We start from the raw sequence: 16,298 nt of genomic DNA, 5'->3' as shown, positions 1-16,298 counted from the left end.
GGGCCTGTCCGGGCACGCCCCGCGGGGCCCGGCTGGCGATGGCCGACGCCCGGCCGGTGTTCCACTTCACCGGCGGCGAGCGCGCCTGCAGCGTGTGGGCCGACACCGGCACCCCGCGGGCAGTGACACCGGCCGACGCCATCGCCGCCGCCCGTGCCTTTGCCCCCGGCCGCCCGGTGGCCGACGTCGCCCGCGTCGAGCGCGACCAGTGGACCGTCTACACCAGCTACAACGCCCACCGCCCGCTGCTGCGCGTCGCGCTGGACGACGGGGACGGCACCGCGCTGTACGTGTCCTCCCGCAGCGGCGAGGTGGTGGTCGACACCACCCGCGCCGAACGCCTCTGGAACTGGATCGGCACCGTGCCCCACTGGCTCTACTTCACCCCGCTGCGGGGCGACGACACCGGCCTCTGGCGCCAGCTGGTGCTGTGGCTGCCGGTGCCGGCCATGCTCGCCGTGCTGGCCGGGCTGGCGCTGGGCCTGCAACGCCTGCGCCTGCGGCGACGCTACCCGCAGGGCCGGCTCACCCCCTACCGGGGCTGGAAGCGCTGGCATCACCTGCTGGGCCTTGGGGTGGGCGGGCTCGCGCTGAGCTGGCTGGTGTCGGGCTGGCTGTCGAACCACCCCTTCGGCCTGCTCCCCTTCAGCGGCCTGCCGGCCGGCGCCGCCCAGAAGCTGGCCGGCGCGCCCTTCGCCCCATCCCCTGACCTGGACCTCCTCCACCGCCAGCTCGCCCGGCTGCCCGACGCCCGCGAGGCGGAGTGGTATCGCTTCGGCGGGCGCAGCTATCTGGAAGTGCGCACCCCCCAGGGCCTCCACCGCCTCGACGAGCAGGCCGCCCCCGCCGAGCCCTTTACGCTGGAAACCCTCGCCGCGGCCATCGCCGCCATCGAAGGCCAGCCGGTGGCCAGCGCCGAACTGATCCACGACGCCGACACCTACCACTACGACCGGCGCAATCGAGCGGTCTTCCCCGCAGCCCGCATCCGCCTGGCGGACGCCGACGAGACCGCGTGGTATCTCGACCCGGCCACCGGCCGCGTGCTGGCCCGGGTGGATCGCGCCAACCGCCTGCACCGCTGGGTGTTCAACGCCCTCCACCGGCTCGACTTTCCCCCGCTCCACACCCTGCCGTCCCTGCGCGAGGGCCTCGTCACCGGCCTGGGCCTGCTGGGCACCCTGCTCGCCGGCACCGGCTGCGCGCTCGGCTGGCGCCGGCTGACCGCCCGCCGCCCCGCACCGGCCAGCCGCCCGTCTGGACGATCCTGAGGGATGCCAGCCCCCTCCCACGGCACCAGCCGGCAGGCCCGGACACCGCCGCAACTGCGCCCGCCCTCGCAGGATTTCGGCGACCGGGCCGCCCATTTCCCCGACAAATCAAAGGCCTGAGCGGCCTTCGTGAAGATTTTTCCTTGATTTTTTACCGTTTCAACACTACTAAATGTAGTAGAAAAAAAACTTTCGGAACACTATTGATTTTTTTAAGTATTTGTTTTTAAACATCAAAAATTTTTGCCGAATTCAATCTTCAGGGGTAAGCTATGCGCCGAATCACATCCTTACCGATCAGCCATCCAAGAGCCATGACCGTCACGACCAAAGCCGCCAAAGTCCAGCCCGCCACCGTCGCCAACCTCGAACCGCAGGAGATCTCCGGCGAGGTCCTGCTCGAGAAATACGCCAAGGGCAACGAGCAGACCATCTCCGAGGTGCGCCTGCGCGTCGCCCGCGCCCTGGCGGCCATGGAATCCGAGGAAAAGCGCCTGTTCTGGGAGACCAAGTTCCTCGAAGCCCAGGAGCGCGGCTTCGTGCCCGCCGGCCGCATCAACTCCGCCGCCGGCACCAACCTGGCCGCCACCCTCATCAACTGCTTCGTGCAGCCGGTGGGCGACTCGATCACCGAATCCGTCGACGGCCGCTGCGGTATCTACACCGCGCTGGCCCAGTCCGCCGAGACCATGCGTCGCGGCGGCGGCGTCGGCTACGACTTCTCCTCCATCCGCCCCAAGGGCGCGATGGTGCGCGGCACCCAGTCCAACGCCTCCGGCCCGGTCTCCTACATGCGCGTCTTCGACCGCTCCTGCGAGACCGTCGAATCCGCCGGCTCCCGCCGCGGCGCCCAGATGGGCGTGCTGCGCTGCGATCACCCGGACATCGAGGAATTCATCCACGCCAAGGATCACGGCGACCTCACCAACTTCAACGTCTCCATCGCCGTGACCGACCTGTTCATGCAGGCCGTCGAAGCCGATGGCGACGTCGAGCTTGCCCACAAGGCCGAGCCCTCCAACGACATCAAGGCCGCCGGTGGCTACCAGCGCGACGACGGGCTGTGGGTGTACCGCAAGGTGCGCGCCCGCGACCTGTGGGATCAGGTCATGCGCTCCACCTACGACCACGCAGAGCCCGGCATCCTGTTCCTCGATCGCATGAACAAGGACAACAACCTCTACTACTGCGAGACCATCGAGGCCACCAACCCCTGCGCCGAGCAGCCCCTGCCGTCCTACGGCTGCTGCTGCCTGGGCTCGATCAACCTCACGCTGTACGTGAAGGACCCGTTCTCCGAGAAGGCCAGCTTCGACTTCACCGGCTTCGGCAAGACCATCGAGACCTCCATCCGGATGCTCGACAACGTGCTCGAAGCCACCCACTGGCCGCTCGAACAGCAACACGCCGAAGCCCAGTCCAAGCGCCGCGTCGGCCTTGGCTTCACCGGCCTTGGCAACGCCCTGGCCATGCTGCGCCTGCGCTACGACACCGACGAAGCCCGCGCGATGGCCACCCAGATCTCCGAGTACATGCGCGACCAGGCCTACCTGGCCTCCGTCGAGCTGGCCAAGGAGCGCGGCGCCTTCCCGCTGTTCAACGCCGACATGTACCTCTCCGGCGGCAACTTCGCCTCGCGCCTGCCCACCGAGGTGAAGGACAAGATCCGCAAGCACGGCCTGCGCAACTCCCACCTGCTGTCCATCGCTCCCACCGGCACCATCAGCCTGGCCTTCGCCGACAACGCCTCCAACGGCATCGAGCCGCCGTTCTCCTACACCTACACCCGCAAGAAGCGGATGGCCGACGGCACCTTCAAGGAGCACGCCGTCGAGGACTACGCCTGGCGCCTCTACCGCCACCTGGGCGGCGACGTGAACAAGCTGCCCCCCTACTTCGTCACCGCCCTCGAGATCTCCGCCAAGGCCCACAAGGACATGGTCGCGGCCGTCGCCCCGTGCATCGACACCTCCATCTCCAAGACGGTGAACGTGCCCGAAGACTACCCCTACGCCGAGTTCGAGAACCTCTACCTCGACGCCTGGAAATCCGGCCTCAAGGGCCTCGCCACCTACCGGCCCAACAGCGTGCTGGGCTCCGTGCTGTCGGTCGCCCCGAGCACCGAGCAGAAGCAGCCGCAGGATGTCGAGATGTCCGACGACACCAACCGTCGTCTGTCCATCAAGAACCTGCCCGCCCCGGTGCTCTCGTCCCTGCGCTGGCCCGGCCGCCCGGATCTGCCGGACGGCAACGCTGCCTGGACCTACATGCTCAACACCCCGCAGGGCAACTTCGCCCTCTTCGTGGGCCACATGGACCCGGTCGAGGACAGCCCCGCCAAGGGCGCCTTCCCGTTCGAAGTGTGGGTCAATGGCGCCGACCAGCCCCGCGGCCTGGGCGCCGTCGCCAAAACCCTGTCGATGGACATGCGCGCCAACGACCGCGGCTGGCTCAAGCTCAAGCTCGAGGCGCTGGCCAAGACCGTCGGCGAGAAGCCCTTCGAGCTGCGCTTCCCGCCCCACGGCGAGCAGAAGCTGATGCCGGGCGTCGTGTCCGCCTTCGCCCAGGTGGTGCGCTACCGCTGCGAGAAGCTCAACGCGCTGGATGGCGACCTGCCGACCCCGGTGCTCGACAGCGTGTTCAGCCTGCAGGAACCCAAAACAGGCACCGACGGCACCCTGTCCTGGACGGTCGACATCCAGAACCCGGCCACCGGCGAAGACTTCGTGCTCGGCCTGAAGGAAATCACCCTGCCGGACGGCGTCACCCGCCCCTACTCCATGTGGCTGTCGGGCAACTACCCGCGCGCCCTGGACGGCCTGTCCCGCATCCTGTCCCTCGACATGCGCGTGATGGACCCGGCCTGGATCGGCATGAAGCTGCGCAAGCTCATCGACTACCCCGAGCCCCTGGGCGACTTCATGGCCTTCGTGCCCGGCACCCGCCGTCAGCAGAACTGGCCCTCCACCGTTGCCTACATGGCCGCCCTCATCATCCACCGCTACGCCATGCTCGGCGTGCTCGACGAAGCCGGCTACCCCACCCGCGAGATGGGCATCCTCGAAGCCCCCCGCGACGACAACGAGCCCAAGCTGATGCAAGGCGCCCTGTGCGGCGAGTGCGGTAACTACTCGGTGATCCGCAAGGACGGCTGCGACTTCTGCACCGCCTGCGGCGCAGTGGGCACCTGCGGCTGACCCCCGCGGCCCGCAGGGCCGCTGAAACCGGCGCCGGCCTCAAGGCCCATCTCCTTCGGGAGGTGGGCCTTTTTCTTGGGCCGGGGCGATGGCGGATGAGCCGGCACGCTGCGCCGTGCAAAACGATACAACACCAACAACAATCCGCCAGAATCCGTATCGAATCACCCCCCCGGCCGGGAGCCGCCCCCCACGCCCCCGCCCGGCGGCGCCTCAGCTGCGGCGGCCGATCTTGCCCAGGATCGCCGCCGGGATGTCGGTGAGGGGCAGCACCCGGTCCACCCCGCCCAGCTTCACCGCCTCCTTGGGCATGCCGTACACCACGCAGCTGGCCTCGTCCTGGGCCACCGTCCACGCACCGGCGTCGTGCATCTCCTTCAGGCCGCGGGCGCCGTCGTCGCCCATGCCGGTCATGATGACGCCCACCGCGTTGCGGCCGGCAAAACGGGCGGTGGAGCGGAACAGCACATCCACCGACGGCCGGTGCCGGCTCACCGGCGGGCCGTCGATCACGTCCACCACGTACTGCGCGCCGCTGCGCTTGAGCAGCATGTGGCGCCCGCCCGGCGCGATGAGCACCCGGCCCGGCATCACCCGGTCGCCGTGGCGGGCCTCGCGCACCTCCACCTCGCACAGGCTGTCGAGGCGCTGGGCGAAGGCGCCGGTGAACTTCTCCGGCATGTGCTGCACCACCACGATCCCCGGCGACACCCGGGGCAGCGCCCGCAGCACGGCCTCCAGGGCCTGGGTGCCGCCGGTGGAGGTGCCGATGGCCACCACCGTCTCGGTGGTCTGCACCATCGCCGAACCGGCCGGCAGGATCGCGTCGGCCGACAGCTTGGGCCGCACCGGCGCCGCCGCCGGCGCGCTGGGCACCAGTCGCCGCACGTTGGCCCGGGCCGCGGCCTTCACTGCGCTGATGAGGTCGTCCGAACAATCCTGGAGGAACTGCTTGAGCCCCATCTTGGGTTTGGTCACCACGCACACCGCCCCGGCCGACAGGGCCTGGAGCGCCGTCTCGGAGCCCGCCTCGGTGAGGGTCGAGCAGATCACCACCGGGGTGGGCCGCTCCGCCATGATTCGGCGCAGGAAGGTGATGCCGTCCATCCGCGGCATCTCCACGTCGAGCACGATCACGTCCGGCCACTGGGCCTTCATCTTCTCCAGGGCGAACACCGGGTCGACCGCGGCGCCGATCACCTCGATACCGACGTCTTCGGCCAGGGTTGCCGACAGCACCTGACGGACCACCGCCGAATCGTCGACGATCATTACCTTGATGGCGGGCATGGGGAGATTCCTCTTCTGGTTGTTCCGGATGGCGCCGGCAGCGCGCCGTGCCTCATGGTTACGCGGCCGCTCCACACGTCGAAGACGAGGTGGCGGTGGCCGTAGCCCTCCAGGTGGGCGGCGTTGCACTGCAGGCGGTGCCGCTCCACCAGCCGCAGGGCGGCCTCCACGTTCTGGCGGCCCACCGAGCGGCTCGCGCCGCCGGTCAGCCCGGGGAACATGTCGCCGCCGCCGAACAGGCGCACCCGGAAGTCGCCCACGTCCAGGCGGGCGCGGCGGATCTCGGCGAGCAGCAGCCCGAAGGCTTCGTCGCCGTAGCGCCCGTCCGGCGCCTGTCCGCCCGGCGCCCCGCGGGTGGGCAGCATGAAGTGGCACATCCCCCCGCGCTGCGCGCCGGCGTGCCAGAACACCGCCGACACGCAGGAGCCCAGCACGGTGCGGATGCGCGTGTGGCGGTCGCCGAAAAACCACTCGCCCGGCTGGAGGAAGATCTCGACCACCCCGTCCGGCTTGCGCATGGGCTCAGGCCGCCGGCTTGCGGTAGATCGACGGACGGACGGTCTTCAGCGCGTCGGAGACCCCGTTGAGGTTCTCGGAGTGGCTGAGCATGAAATAGCCGCCGGGCCGCAGCAGCGGCAGGATGCGCCGGATCACCTGACGCTTGGTGTCCAGGTCGAAATAGATCATCACGTTGCGCAGGAAGATCACGTCGAACTGGCCGATGTCCGGCAAGGCGGCGTTCAGGTTGATCTGGCGGAAGGCGATCCGCCCGCGCAGTTCGGGCTTCATCATGAAGGTGCCGTCCTGGCTGCCGATGCCCTTCAGGCAGTACCTGGCCAGCAGCGGGCGGGGGATGCCCGCCGCGTCGTCCAGCGGGTAGCGGCCCTCCCGCGCGTGGGCCAGCACGCGGGTGGACAGATCCGAGGCGACGATCTCCCACGGGCGGCCGCCCAGGGCCTCGGCCATCACCATGGCGATGGTGTAGGGCTCCTCGCCGCTGGAGCAGGCGCCGCTCCACACCCGCACCGGGCCCTGGCCCTTCAGCTCGGGCAGGGCCTGGCTGCGCAGGAAGTCGAAGTGCTTGGGCTCGCGGAAGAAGTAGGTCTCGTTGGTGGTGAGCAGGTCCACGGCGATCTGGCGTTCGGCGGCGTCGGCCTGCACCCGTTTCAGGTAGCTGCCGTAGCCGTCCAGATCGAGCTGGCGCAGCCGGCGGGCCAGCCGACCGGCCACCAGCTGCTTCTTGGCGTCGGAGAGGCTGATCCCGGCCAGCGAGTACATCAGCGCGCGGAACTGGCCGAACTCCCGATCCGTGAGCTGGCCCTGCAGCCCGGTGACGCGCGATCCGGCGGTGGCGGCAAGCATCGCCTCAACCCGCCACGCCGCTGCCCAGGCGCGGCGGCCCGCCGGCATCCGCCGGCTGCCCCGTCCGGGCAAGCTCGTCGAGCACCGACAGCTCGTCGGTGGAGAGCACCGCCTCCACGTTGAGCAGGATCACGAAGCCGCCCCCCACCTTGCCCATGCCGCGGATGAAATCCGCCCGGATGCGCGCGCCGAAGGCCGGCGCCGCCTCGATCTCGCCGGGCGGAATCTCCAGCACCTCGCTCACCGTATCCACCACGATGCCCAGCACCTGGCACTCGTCGCCGCAGCCCATCTCGACGATCACGATGCAGGTGCGCCGGGTGACCTCGGTGGGCTGACCGCCGAAGCGCGCCTTCAGGTCGATCACCGGCACCACCGCGCCGCGCAGGTTGATGACCCCGCGGATGCTCGGCGGCATCATCGGCACGCTGGTCACCTGGCCGTACTCGATGATCTCCTTCACGCTGAGGGTTTCGACCGCGTACATCTCGCCGCCCAGGGTGAAGGTGAGGTACTGGCGGGGCTCGGCGGCGCCGGCGGGCGCGTCGTTCCTGACAGAGGTGGCCATCGCTCAACCCTCGAACTGGACGTACTCGGTTTCAAAGATCGGCGCGCGGCCGGACTGGCGGCGGCTCTCGGCGCGGGCGCCCGCCTCGGCCCGGGCAGCGCGGGCCCGATGGCCGCTGGCAAGCTTGAAGTAGGCCATCGCCTTGCTCAGCTGCTCGGCCTGGGCGCTCATCTCCTCGGCGGTGGCCGCCAGCTCCTCGGAGGCCGACGCGTTCTGCTGGGTGGTCTGGGAGAGCTGGGCCATCGCGGCGTTGATCTGGCCCACGCCGGAACTCTGCTCGTCCGACGCGGAGGCGATCTCCTGCACCAGATCGGAAGTCTTGGTGATGCTCGGGATGATCCCCTCGAACAGGTTGCCCGCCCGCTCCGCCAGCGCCACGCTGCTGCGGGCGGTCTCGGAGATTTCCTGGGCCGCCACCTGGCTGCGCTCGGCCAGCTTGCGCACCTCGGCCGCCACCACCGCGAAGCCCTTGCCGTGCTCGCCGGCGCGGGCCGCCTCGATGGCCGCGTTGAGGGCCAGCAGGTTGGTCTGGTAGGCGATGTCGTCGACGATGCCGATCTTGTCGGCGATGCTCTTCATCGCCTCCACGGTGGAGCGCACCGCCTCGCCGCCTTCGATGGCCTCCTTGGCCGCCTTGGCCGCCATGCTGTCGGTGAGGGTGGCGTTCTCGCTGTTCTGGGTGACGGAGGCCGACATCTGCTCCATCGACGCGGAGGTCTCCTCGACGCTGGCGGCCTGCTCGCTGGACGACTGGGACAGGCTCTGGGCGGTGGCGCTCACCTCTTCCGACGCGCTGGAGAGCGAATCGGCCGAACTGCGCACCTCGGTGATGATCCCCGCCAGGCGCTCGTTCATGGTCTTCAGGTTGTAGAGCAGGCTGGCGGTGTCGCCGGCCTTGGTCTCCACGCTGAGGGTCATGTCGCCCTCGGCGATCTTGGACACCACCTGCGCTGCGTAGGCCGGCTCGCCGCCCAGCTGGCGCATCAGGCTGCGGGTGATGAAGACGCCGATCAGCGACACCGCGATCAGGGTGGCGATGCCGATCCCGATCAACACCCAGCGGGCGCTCTCCACGCTGTGGGCGGCGTCGTCGGACGACTTGCGGCCAAGCTCGGCGTTGTACTGGCGGTGATCCTCGAAGGCATCCCACAGGCGCGCCATGATGGCCTGGTTGGCCATCAGCAAGTCCCGCGCCTCCTCCATCTTGTTGGCGCGGGAGAGCACGTACACCCGGTCGCGGAGCTGGTCGAACTCGGCCAGCGCGGCCCGGTCGGCGGCCAGCAGGCTCCTGTCCTTCTCGTCGCTCGTCAGGCTCTCGTACTTCTTCAGGGCGTCGTCGATCTTGCGGTGGTTGGCGGCGATCTTCTCTTCAAGCCCGGCCATCACGGCCGCGTCGGAGGCGGCGATGTGCTGCCACAGCTGGGTGCGGGCGGCCGCCATCGGCGAGAACGCCGAATCCAGGGTGAGGATGCTGGGCACCACGTTCTCGTTGGCGTAGTTGGTGGTCTGATAGACCCGGCTCATCTGGGTGAGGCCCACGATGGCCAGAAGGACGATCCCGAACGCGGCGGACAGGATCAGGGACAGCATTTTCTTGCTGACGGTCATGACGATTCTCCAAGTGGTGGCCGGCGCTTCAGACCGGCGACAGGGCGGAAGACGGGTGACGGGCGGCTGACTGGCGTTCGGTCACCTGCCGGACCAGCCCGGGAACATCGAGGATCAGGGCAACCTCGCCGCTGCCCAGAATGGTGGAGCCGCCGATGCAGCGGATGTGACTGAACACCTTGCCCAGGGGCTTGATGACGGTCTGGAACTCGCCGAAGAGCTGGTCCACCACCAGCCCGGCGCGCTCCCCGGCGTACTGCACCACCACCACGTTCTCGCGGCGGGGCGCCTCGCCCGGAATGTCGAAGAGGTCGCGCAGGCGCACGAAGGGCAGCACCTCGCCGCGCAGGTTGAGGTAGCTGGCGCCGTGCTCGGGCTTGTCCCGGTCGGGCAGCTCGATGCACTCCAGCACCTGCTCCAGGGGCACCACGTAGGACGCGCTGCCGGCGCCGATGAGAAAGCCGTCGATGATCGCCAGCGTCAGCGGCAGGCGCAGGCGCACGGTGGTGCCCTGCCCCTCCACGCTGTCCAGGTCCACCGTGCCGCGCAGCGCCAGGATGTTGCGCTTGACCACGTCCATCCCCACCCCGCGCCCCGACAGGTTGCTCACCTTCTCGGCGGTGGAGAAGCCGGGCTCGAAGATCAGGTTGAAAAGCTCCTTGCCCGACAGGGCCTGCCCCTCGCTCACCAGCCCGCGCTCGATGGCCTTCTCGAGGATGCGCGCCTTGCTCAACCCGCCGCCGTCGTCGCTCACCTCGATCACGATGCTGCCCGACTCGTGGTAGGCGTTCAGGCTCAGGCGCCCCTGACGCGGCTTGCCGCGGGCGGCGCGCACCTCGGCGGGCTCGATGCCGTGGTCCAGGGCGTTGCGCACGATGTGGGTGAGCGGATCGCCGATCTTCTCCACCACGGTCTTGTCCAGCTCGGTGTCGCCCCCGTGGATGTCGAGCTGGATGTCCTTGCCCAGCTCGGCGGCCACGTCGCGTACAACCCGGCGGAAGCGGTTGAAGGTGGCGCCGATCTGCACCATCCGCAGGTTGAGGGCGGAATCGCGCACGTCCTCCACCAGCCGCGACAGCACACCGGTGGCCTCCACCAGCTCCGGCACCTTGGTGCGCCGGGCAGCCAGCTGGGCGCCGGCGCCGGCGATGATGAGCTCGCCCACCAGGTTGATGAGCTGGTCGAGCTTGGCGGCGTCCACCCGGATCAGGGCGGCCTCGCCGCTGCGGGCTTTCCTGGCCTGCTGGTGATCCACCGCCGCGTCGACCAGCGGCGCATCCACCAGCTGCTGCGCCACCAGCACCTCGCCGATCAGCGGCGCCACCTCGCCGCTCGCCTCGCAGGCTGCGCTGCGCGCCTCCTGGGTAAGCAGCGCCTGGGCCAGCTCCTCGGGCGTCAGCGAGCCGCAGCGGACCAGCATTTCGCCCAAGGGCAGCCGCTCGTCGGGCAGCGCCGCCAGCAGCGCCCGGTAGTCTTCCACCGGGCCGTGGGGCGGAATGATCCGGATCAGGCTGTCCTCCCGCACGAAGTCGAAGGCGCCATTCACCGTGTCGGCATCGGCCGCGCTGGCGAAACTCAGCTCGAAGCCCAGGTAGCAGGTCTCCGGGTCGAGGCGCGACAGGGGCGGCACCGCATCCACCACCGTCTCCAGGCTGACGATCTCGCCGAAGGTGCTCAGGTAGTGCAGGATCGACAGGGGGTCCATCCCGTTGCGCAGCAGGTCCGGCCCCGGCCGCATCGAGATGTGCCACAGGCCGCTGGCCACGCCCTCGCCCCCCTCGGGCAGCGCCGGCAGGCCGGCCAGATGCCCGGCGATGACCTCGTCGGTGGCCACCGCCCGCCGCGCCGGCACCCCGTCCGCCCCGTCGCTGCGGGCCAGCACGGCCTTCAGCCGGTCGGCCAGCGCGTCGCTGCGGGCCGCCGTGGCGGCGTCCGGCGCCTGACCGGCGGCCACGCAGTCGATCAACGCCCCGAGCTGGTCGCAGACCTCCAGGAACAGCGCCCCGAAGGCCGGCTCGAACCCGATACGGTGGGCGCGGATCCGATCCAGCACGCTCTCCGCCACGTGGGTGAAGCCGACGATGAAGTCCAGCGAGAACAGCCCCGCCGACCCCTTGATGGTGTGCGCCGCCCGGAAGATGGCGTTGAGGGTCTCGGGATCGTCGGCGGTGCGCTCGATCTCCAGCAGCGCCTCCTCCATCTGCTGGAGCAGCTCGCGGCTCTCGACGATGAAAGTCTGGAGCGGATCTTCGAAGTGCTCGCTCATGACCGCGCATCCCTCGCGCCGGCCTCGGCCGACGGCTCAAGCTCGAAAAAGCGCAGCAGGCGGCAGAAGGCGAACGCCTCCATCACCCGCTTGCTGGCCGCGCTCACGGCGAAGCTCCGGTCGCCCTCCGCGGCCTCCAGGCGCAGGGACACCAGCAGCTGGATGCCGGCAGCGTCGATGTCGGTGACGCCGGAGAGGTCCAGCGCCACGTCGCCCGGCGCAGCCGTGGCGGCCAGCAGCTCGTCGCGCCACTCGCGGGCGGTGTAGATGGTCATCTCACCCTTGATCGCCAGGTGGCTGCTGCCCAGCTGGGTGTGTTCGGATGCATTCATGGCGTCGTCTCCTCCAGAGGGGCGGATTCAGGGCAGCACCAGCTTGGCCACGGCGCCGAGCATCTGCTGGGGCTGGAAGGGCTTCACCACCCAGGCCTTGGCACCGGCCGCCTGCCCTTCGCGTTTCTTGTCCTCGCCAGCCTCGGTGGTGAGCATGATGACCGGGGTGAAGCGATAGGCCGGGAGCTGCTTGAGGGCCTTCACGAAGCTGATGCCGTCCATGTTCGGCATGTTCACGTCGCTGATGATGAGATGCACCTTGCGGCCGTCCAGCTTGGCCAGGGCGTCCCGCCCGTCGCTGCCCTCCAGTACGTCGTAGCCGGCCCCGCGCAGGGCGATGGCGACAACCTGACGCAGGGACGCCGAGTCATCCACGATGAGGATGGTCTTTGCCATGAGTGTTTCCTTAGAAGAAGGTGATGCCTGCCGGGTCCGGGGCGCGCTCCGCCGCCTCGCCCCGGTGCAGGGAATGTTGTTCGGGGGTGGTGTAGGCCCGGCGCATCTCCGCCAGCCACGCCTCCACGTCGATGGCTTGCGGGTGGCCGCCGGTCGACCGCTCGATCCGGGCCCGGACCAGGTGGGACTGCAGGCGGCTCATGTCCGACTCCACGTGGCCGAGCACCTGGCTGACCCGATCCTGGAACTGCAGCGCCACCAGCACCTCGCCGATCTCGCCAGCCACCTGCTGCCCTTCGGTCGTCAGCGACTGGGACGCATCCACCAGATTCCCCGCCGCCGTGCGCAGCCGATGCACGACCTCGCCGATCTGCTGGCCGGACTGGCTCACCAGCACCTGATCGTCCCGCGCGTTACGCTCGGAAACCGCCAGCACCTCGTTGATCGCCCGCGTCACCGAGCCCACCGTCTCGCCGATCTTCTTTCCCGTGTCGCCCGACGACGACGACAGCTTGCGCACCTCGTCGGCCACCACGGCGAACCCCCGCCCGGCCTCCCCGGCCCGCGCCGCCTCGATGGCCGCGTTGAGCGCCAGCAGGTTGGTCTGCTTGGCCACCTCGCCCACCTCGCCCGCCATCTGCTGCAGCGACTCGGTGATGCCGGCCAGCCGCGCCACCTGCTCCAGCAGCACCTCCTTGTGGGACAGCGCATCCCGCAGGGCCGCCACGATCTGCTCCAGCTCCCCCTCGCTGGCGTTGAGGAGCGACACCAGCTCGTCGCCCCCCGCGCCGCGGGAGGTGGCCACCGCCGCCTCCACCCGGCTGGAGATGTCGGCAAAGCGCAGGGACAAGGCGGTGATGGCCTCCTCCGTCTGCTGGCGGGCCATCGTCACCTGCCCACCCCACATCGGCAGCACCCCCTCGCACAGCGCGTCCAGGCCGGCGCCCTGCGCCGGAGCCGGGCGCGCCGAACGCAGCGCATCGGCAAGCTCACGCTCCGCCGCCGCCCGCGCCTGCCGGTGCCGATGCGCTCCCTGCCAGCCCAAGGCCACCACGGCCAGCGCTTGCAGCACCGCAGCCCCCACCGCCGTCGGCGTCAGCCCACCCACGCCCACCGTCAGCGTCGCGCTCGCCGCCCCCAGCCCGATCCAGGCCCAGAGGGGCGTTGGCTTCGGGGCCACCCCCGCCGTCCCGCCGGTTTCCTCATTCGATCCCATCACCGCCCCTCCTCCGGGCCATGGCCACTTCGTTCGTTCTCCCTGCGCCAGTTGCGCAGAAAGGCCCGCACCATCACCGTCAGCTCCCCGCTGTCGAGCGCCGCCTCGACGATCACCACCTCATCCGGCAGCCGCGCCCGCACCCCCAGCCGGTCCGCCTCCGACGCCACCAGCACCACCACCAGCATCGCCCGGTCCCTGGCGTGGGCGACCAGCGCCTCGATCATCCGGAAGAAGTCCAACCCGGTAACCCCCAGATCCGTGATGACCACCGTGGGCGCCATCTCGCCCATGCGGATCAGGCCCTCGAAGCCATCGCCCGCCCCCACCACCGCGCAATCCGGCAGCAGCGCCGCGAGCCGGCGCTGCAGGGCGCTGCGCGCCTCGGGGTTCTCCCGCAGCACCAGCACCCCCAGTGGCGCCTGACCGCCCAGGCCGGCCCGCTGCCGCTCCTCGAGCAGCCGCCCGACCGAACCCATCAGAATCCGGCGATGCCCGCCCGGCGTCTTCCAGGCCTGAAGCCGCCCGTCCTCCACCCACAGCTGGGCCGTCCTCACACTGACCCCCAGCAGGCGGGCAGCTTCGCGGGTAGAACACGTCCGGGCGGATTGAGCGTCTGTCGTCATGATTTGCACCTTTTTGGCGATATTATCATTTTTATCGTTTAAGTAAATATTTTGGCGCCTTTATTGTTTTTATCGTCCTTCAGCGCCACCCCGGGTTCATCCAGAAACGTCGGGGAGCGAAAAGAAGGCCCTCGAGAACTTGATACATTTTTTGTTTACTAAGCACTTTTTTTGAACCACAAGACACACCCGCCCGGCCCCGCAGCCTCTGGACACGCAAACCTCACCCGCCCACCAGGGCAAAACGATTTCGTTTTTGTTGTTTTTGATATTAATAATTTTTCTTTTTGACGTTTATCAGACCCACCTTGCCTCAGCCGATCGCCGTCCAGACGCCACCACGCCCCTCGCCGCCCAAAATGAAAAAACCCCTGCCCGGTTACCCGGACAGGGGTTTGGTAATTCTCTCTGCCGCAAACAGCCGGCACCGGCGCCGCGCAGATCGCGGCAAGAGGCTGCGTCTTCAGCCGGACGCGGGCGCGCCCTCCGTCACCGGCGTGGCCTGACGCCGGTCGCTCAACAAGCTCCACACCAGGGCCGCCAGCTCGTTGCCATCGACAGGCGGATCGACCAGCACCACATCCTCAGGCAGCCTCGCCCGCACAGCCGGGCGGTCAACCCCCGAGGCCAGCAGCACCACCACCGCCATGCGACGTTCGCCGGCGTGGCCGAGCAGCGCGTGGATCATCCGGAAGAAATCCAGCCCGGTGACCCCGAGATCGGTGATGAGCACGTCCGGACGGATCTCGCCGATCCGGATCAGCCCCTCGAAACCGCTCGCCACCGCCCAGATCGTGCAGTCTGGCAGCACGGTCTGGAGAAGCTCCTGCAGGGCGCGCCGCTCCTTCGGGCTCTCCCGCAGCACCAGCACGCTGGACGCCCCCGCCGCAGCCCGCCTTCCGGCGCGACGCTGCTCCTCCACCAGCCGCTCCACCGAGTCCAGCAGGATGCGTCGATGGCCGCCCGGCGTCTTCCAGGCGCGGAGCCGGCCGTCCTCCACCCAGAGCTGGGCCGTGCGGGTGCTCACCCCCAGCAGGCGGGCAGCTTCACGGGTGGAACAGGTGAGGGAGGCAGACAAGGCGAACTCACGGCAGCTCGAATCAGGTTTTCGATATTATCACTTTTATCGTTTGGACTGATAACGTCGTTTTTGACGATTGCCCACAGCCTGACTGCCCTCACCAACGCCCCAATGAAAAAACCCCTGGGCCCGGCAACGCCGGAACCCAGGGGTCTGGTGCCACTGCGCCCGAAGGCGCCGCAGTGGGTCTTACATCTCGACGGTGTCCGCCACTTCAACGAAGGACGGGATCTGATCGAAGTTCATGTAGCGGTAGATGTCGGCCGCCTTGGCGTTCACCACCTGGATGTTCTCCATGTACTCGGCCACGGTCGGGATCTTGCCGAGCAGCGCGCACATGGCGGACAGTTCGGCGGAGCCCAGATACACGCGGGTGTCGATGCCCAGACGGTTCGGGAAGTTGCGGGTGGAGGTGGACATGGCGGTCGAGCCCTTGCGGATCTGCGCCTGGTTGCCCATGCACAGGGAGCAGCCCGGCATTTCCATGCGGGCGCCGGCCTTGCCGAGGACGCTGTAGTAGCCTTCTTCGGTCAGGATCAGGGCGTCCATCTTGGTCGGCGGGGCGATCCACAGCCGGGTCGGGATGTCGGACTTGCCATCCAGCACCTTGCCGGCAGCGCGGAAGTGACCGATGTTGGTCATGCACGAGCCGATGAACACTTCGTCGATCTTGTCGCCGGCAACTTCGGACAGCACCTTCACATCGTCCGGGTCGTTCGGGCAGGCAACGATGGGCTCCTTGACGTCGGCCAGATCGATCTCGATCACGGCGGCGTACTGAGCGTTGGCGTCGCCCTTGAGCAGGGTGCCGTTGGCGATCCAGTCTTCCATGGCCTTGATGCGGCGCTTCAGGGTGCGGGCGTCTTCGTAGCCTTCGGCGATCATCCACTTCATCAGGGTGATGTTCGAACGCATGTACTCGACGATCGGCTCCTTGTTCAGGGCGATGGCGCAGGCGGCGGCGGAACGCTCGGCGGCGGCGTCGGACAGTTCGAAGGCCTGTTCGACCTTCAGATCCGGCAGACCTTCGATTTCGAGGATGCGGCCGGAGAAGACGTTCTTCTTGCCCTTCTTCTCGACGGTCA

Annotated in this window: 14 protein-coding genes; 2 read left to right on the top strand and 12 right to left on the bottom strand. The window is 68.8% G+C overall.

What is annotated here, in order from left to right:
- Nucleotides 1-1,271: hypothetical protein (locus ACE3N6_RS17010; protein WP_374246995.1), on the top strand; the 1,271-nt coding region annotated here is incomplete at its 5' end.
- Nucleotides 1,272-1,585: 314 nt separating this feature from the next.
- Entirely contained in the window at nt 1,586-4,468 is a 2,883-nt protein-coding gene (locus ACE3N6_RS17005; protein ID WP_374246994.1) for an adenosylcobalamin-dependent ribonucleoside-diphosphate reductase, read from the top strand.
- A 213-nt stretch (nt 4,469-4,681) separates the two neighbouring features.
- Here ACE3N6_RS17005 and ACE3N6_RS17000 read toward each other — a convergent pair whose 3' ends face one another.
- The 12 genes from ACE3N6_RS17000 to ACE3N6_RS16945 form a co-directional block, all read right to left on the bottom strand.
- Nucleotides 4,682-5,758, bottom strand: coding sequence for a chemotaxis response regulator protein-glutamate methylesterase (locus ACE3N6_RS17000; RefSeq protein ID WP_374246993.1), 1,077 nt, complete (start codon nt 5,756-5,758; stop codon nt 4,682-4,684).
- Nucleotides 5,740-6,276, bottom strand: a complete 537-nt coding sequence (locus tag ACE3N6_RS16995) for a chemotaxis protein CheD (protein WP_374246991.1) — start codon at nt 6,274-6,276, stop codon at nt 5,740-5,742. Before ACE3N6_RS16995 ends, ACE3N6_RS17000 begins: the two co-directional genes overlap by 19 nt.
- A 4-nt stretch (nt 6,277-6,280) precedes the next feature.
- A complete protein-coding gene (locus ACE3N6_RS16990; RefSeq protein ID WP_374246990.1) occupies nt 6,281-7,120 on the bottom strand; it encodes a protein-glutamate O-methyltransferase CheR in 840 nt (279 codons plus the stop codon).
- A 4-nt stretch (nt 7,121-7,124) separates the two neighbouring features.
- On the bottom strand, nt 7,125-7,688 hold the full coding sequence (locus ACE3N6_RS16985; protein WP_374246988.1) for a chemotaxis protein CheW: 564 nt from the start codon (nt 7,686-7,688) through the stop codon (nt 7,125-7,127).
- A gap of 3 nt (nt 7,689-7,691) precedes the next feature.
- Nucleotides 7,692-9,296 carry a methyl-accepting chemotaxis protein gene (locus ACE3N6_RS16980; protein ID WP_374246987.1) on the bottom strand — a complete coding sequence of 535 codons (1,605 nt, stop codon included), beginning with the start codon at nt 9,294-9,296 and terminating at the stop codon, nt 7,692-7,694.
- A gap of 28 nt (nt 9,297-9,324) precedes the next feature.
- Nucleotides 9,325-11,562 (bottom strand): chemotaxis protein CheA, encoded by a 2,238-nt coding sequence (locus ACE3N6_RS16975; protein ID WP_374246986.1) that lies wholly within the window; start codon nt 11,560-11,562, stop codon nt 9,325-9,327.
- Nucleotides 11,559-11,894, bottom strand: a complete 336-nt coding sequence (locus tag ACE3N6_RS16970) for an STAS domain-containing protein (protein WP_374246985.1) — start codon at nt 11,892-11,894, stop codon at nt 11,559-11,561. Before ACE3N6_RS16970 ends, ACE3N6_RS16975 begins: the two co-directional genes overlap by 4 nt.
- 27 nt (nt 11,895-11,921) lie before the next feature.
- A complete protein-coding gene (locus tag ACE3N6_RS16965) occupies nt 11,922-12,290 on the bottom strand; it encodes a response regulator (RefSeq protein WP_374246984.1) in 369 nt (122 codons plus the stop codon).
- 10 nt (nt 12,291-12,300) lie between these two features.
- Nucleotides 12,301-13,470 (bottom strand): methyl-accepting chemotaxis protein, encoded by a 1,170-nt coding sequence (locus tag ACE3N6_RS16960; protein ID WP_374246983.1) that lies wholly within the window; start codon nt 13,468-13,470, stop codon nt 12,301-12,303.
- A 35-nt stretch (nt 13,471-13,505) separates the two neighbouring features.
- The gene (locus ACE3N6_RS16955; RefSeq protein WP_374246982.1) at nt 13,506-14,132 is read right to left on the bottom strand and encodes an excisionase family DNA-binding protein; all 627 of its coding nucleotides are present in this window, start codon (nt 14,130-14,132) and stop codon (nt 13,506-13,508) included.
- A 463-nt stretch (nt 14,133-14,595) separates the two neighbouring features.
- Complete coding sequence (locus ACE3N6_RS16950; protein WP_374246981.1) at nt 14,596-15,210, bottom strand: helix-turn-helix domain-containing protein; 615 nt, start codon at nt 15,208-15,210, stop codon at nt 14,596-14,598.
- Nucleotides 15,211-15,402: 192 nt separating this feature from the next.
- Nucleotides 15,403-16,298, bottom strand: an 896-nt coding sequence (locus ACE3N6_RS16945) for an aconitase family protein (RefSeq protein ID WP_374246980.1), incomplete at its 5' end; no start/stop codon positions are given.

The sequence above is a fragment of the Zoogloea sp. genome, assembly GCF_041904905.1.
GTDB lineage: Bacteria > Pseudomonadota > Gammaproteobacteria > Burkholderiales > Rhodocyclaceae > Zoogloea.
This window is presented reverse-complemented; position numbering and strand designations above follow the sequence as displayed.

Coding starts and splice junctions, on each gene's coding strand:
- ACE3N6_RS16990 (WP_374246990.1), bottom strand. CDS start 7,120: ATGCTTGCCGCCACCGCCGGATCGCGCGTCACCGGGCTGCAGGGCCAG.
- ACE3N6_RS16980 (WP_374246987.1), bottom strand. CDS start 9,296: ATGACCGTCAGCAAGAAAATGCTGTCCCTGATCCTGTCCGCCGCGTTC.
- ACE3N6_RS16955 (WP_374246982.1), bottom strand. CDS start 14,132: ATGACGACAGACGCTCAATCCGCCCGGACGTGTTCTACCCGCGAAGCT.
- ACE3N6_RS16965 (WP_374246984.1), bottom strand. CDS start 12,290: ATGGCAAAGACCATCCTCATCGTGGATGACTCGGCGTCCCTGCGTCAG.
- ACE3N6_RS16970 (WP_374246985.1), bottom strand. CDS start 11,894: ATGAATGCATCCGAACACACCCAGCTGGGCAGCAGCCACCTGGCGATC.
- ACE3N6_RS17000 (WP_374246993.1), bottom strand. CDS start 5,758: ATGCCCGCCATCAAGGTAATGATCGTCGACGATTCGGCGGTGGTCCGT.
- ACE3N6_RS16975 (WP_374246986.1), bottom strand. CDS start 11,562: ATGAGCGAGCACTTCGAAGATCCGCTCCAGACTTTCATCGTCGAGAGC.
- ACE3N6_RS16985 (WP_374246988.1), bottom strand. CDS start 7,688: ATGGCCACCTCTGTCAGGAACGACGCGCCCGCCGGCGCCGCCGAGCCC.
- ACE3N6_RS16995 (WP_374246991.1), bottom strand. CDS start 6,276: ATGCGCAAGCCGGACGGGGTGGTCGAGATCTTCCTCCAGCCGGGCGAG.
- ACE3N6_RS17005 (WP_374246994.1), top strand. CDS start 1,586: ATGACCGTCACGACCAAAGCCGCCAAAGTCCAGCCCGCCACCGTCGCC.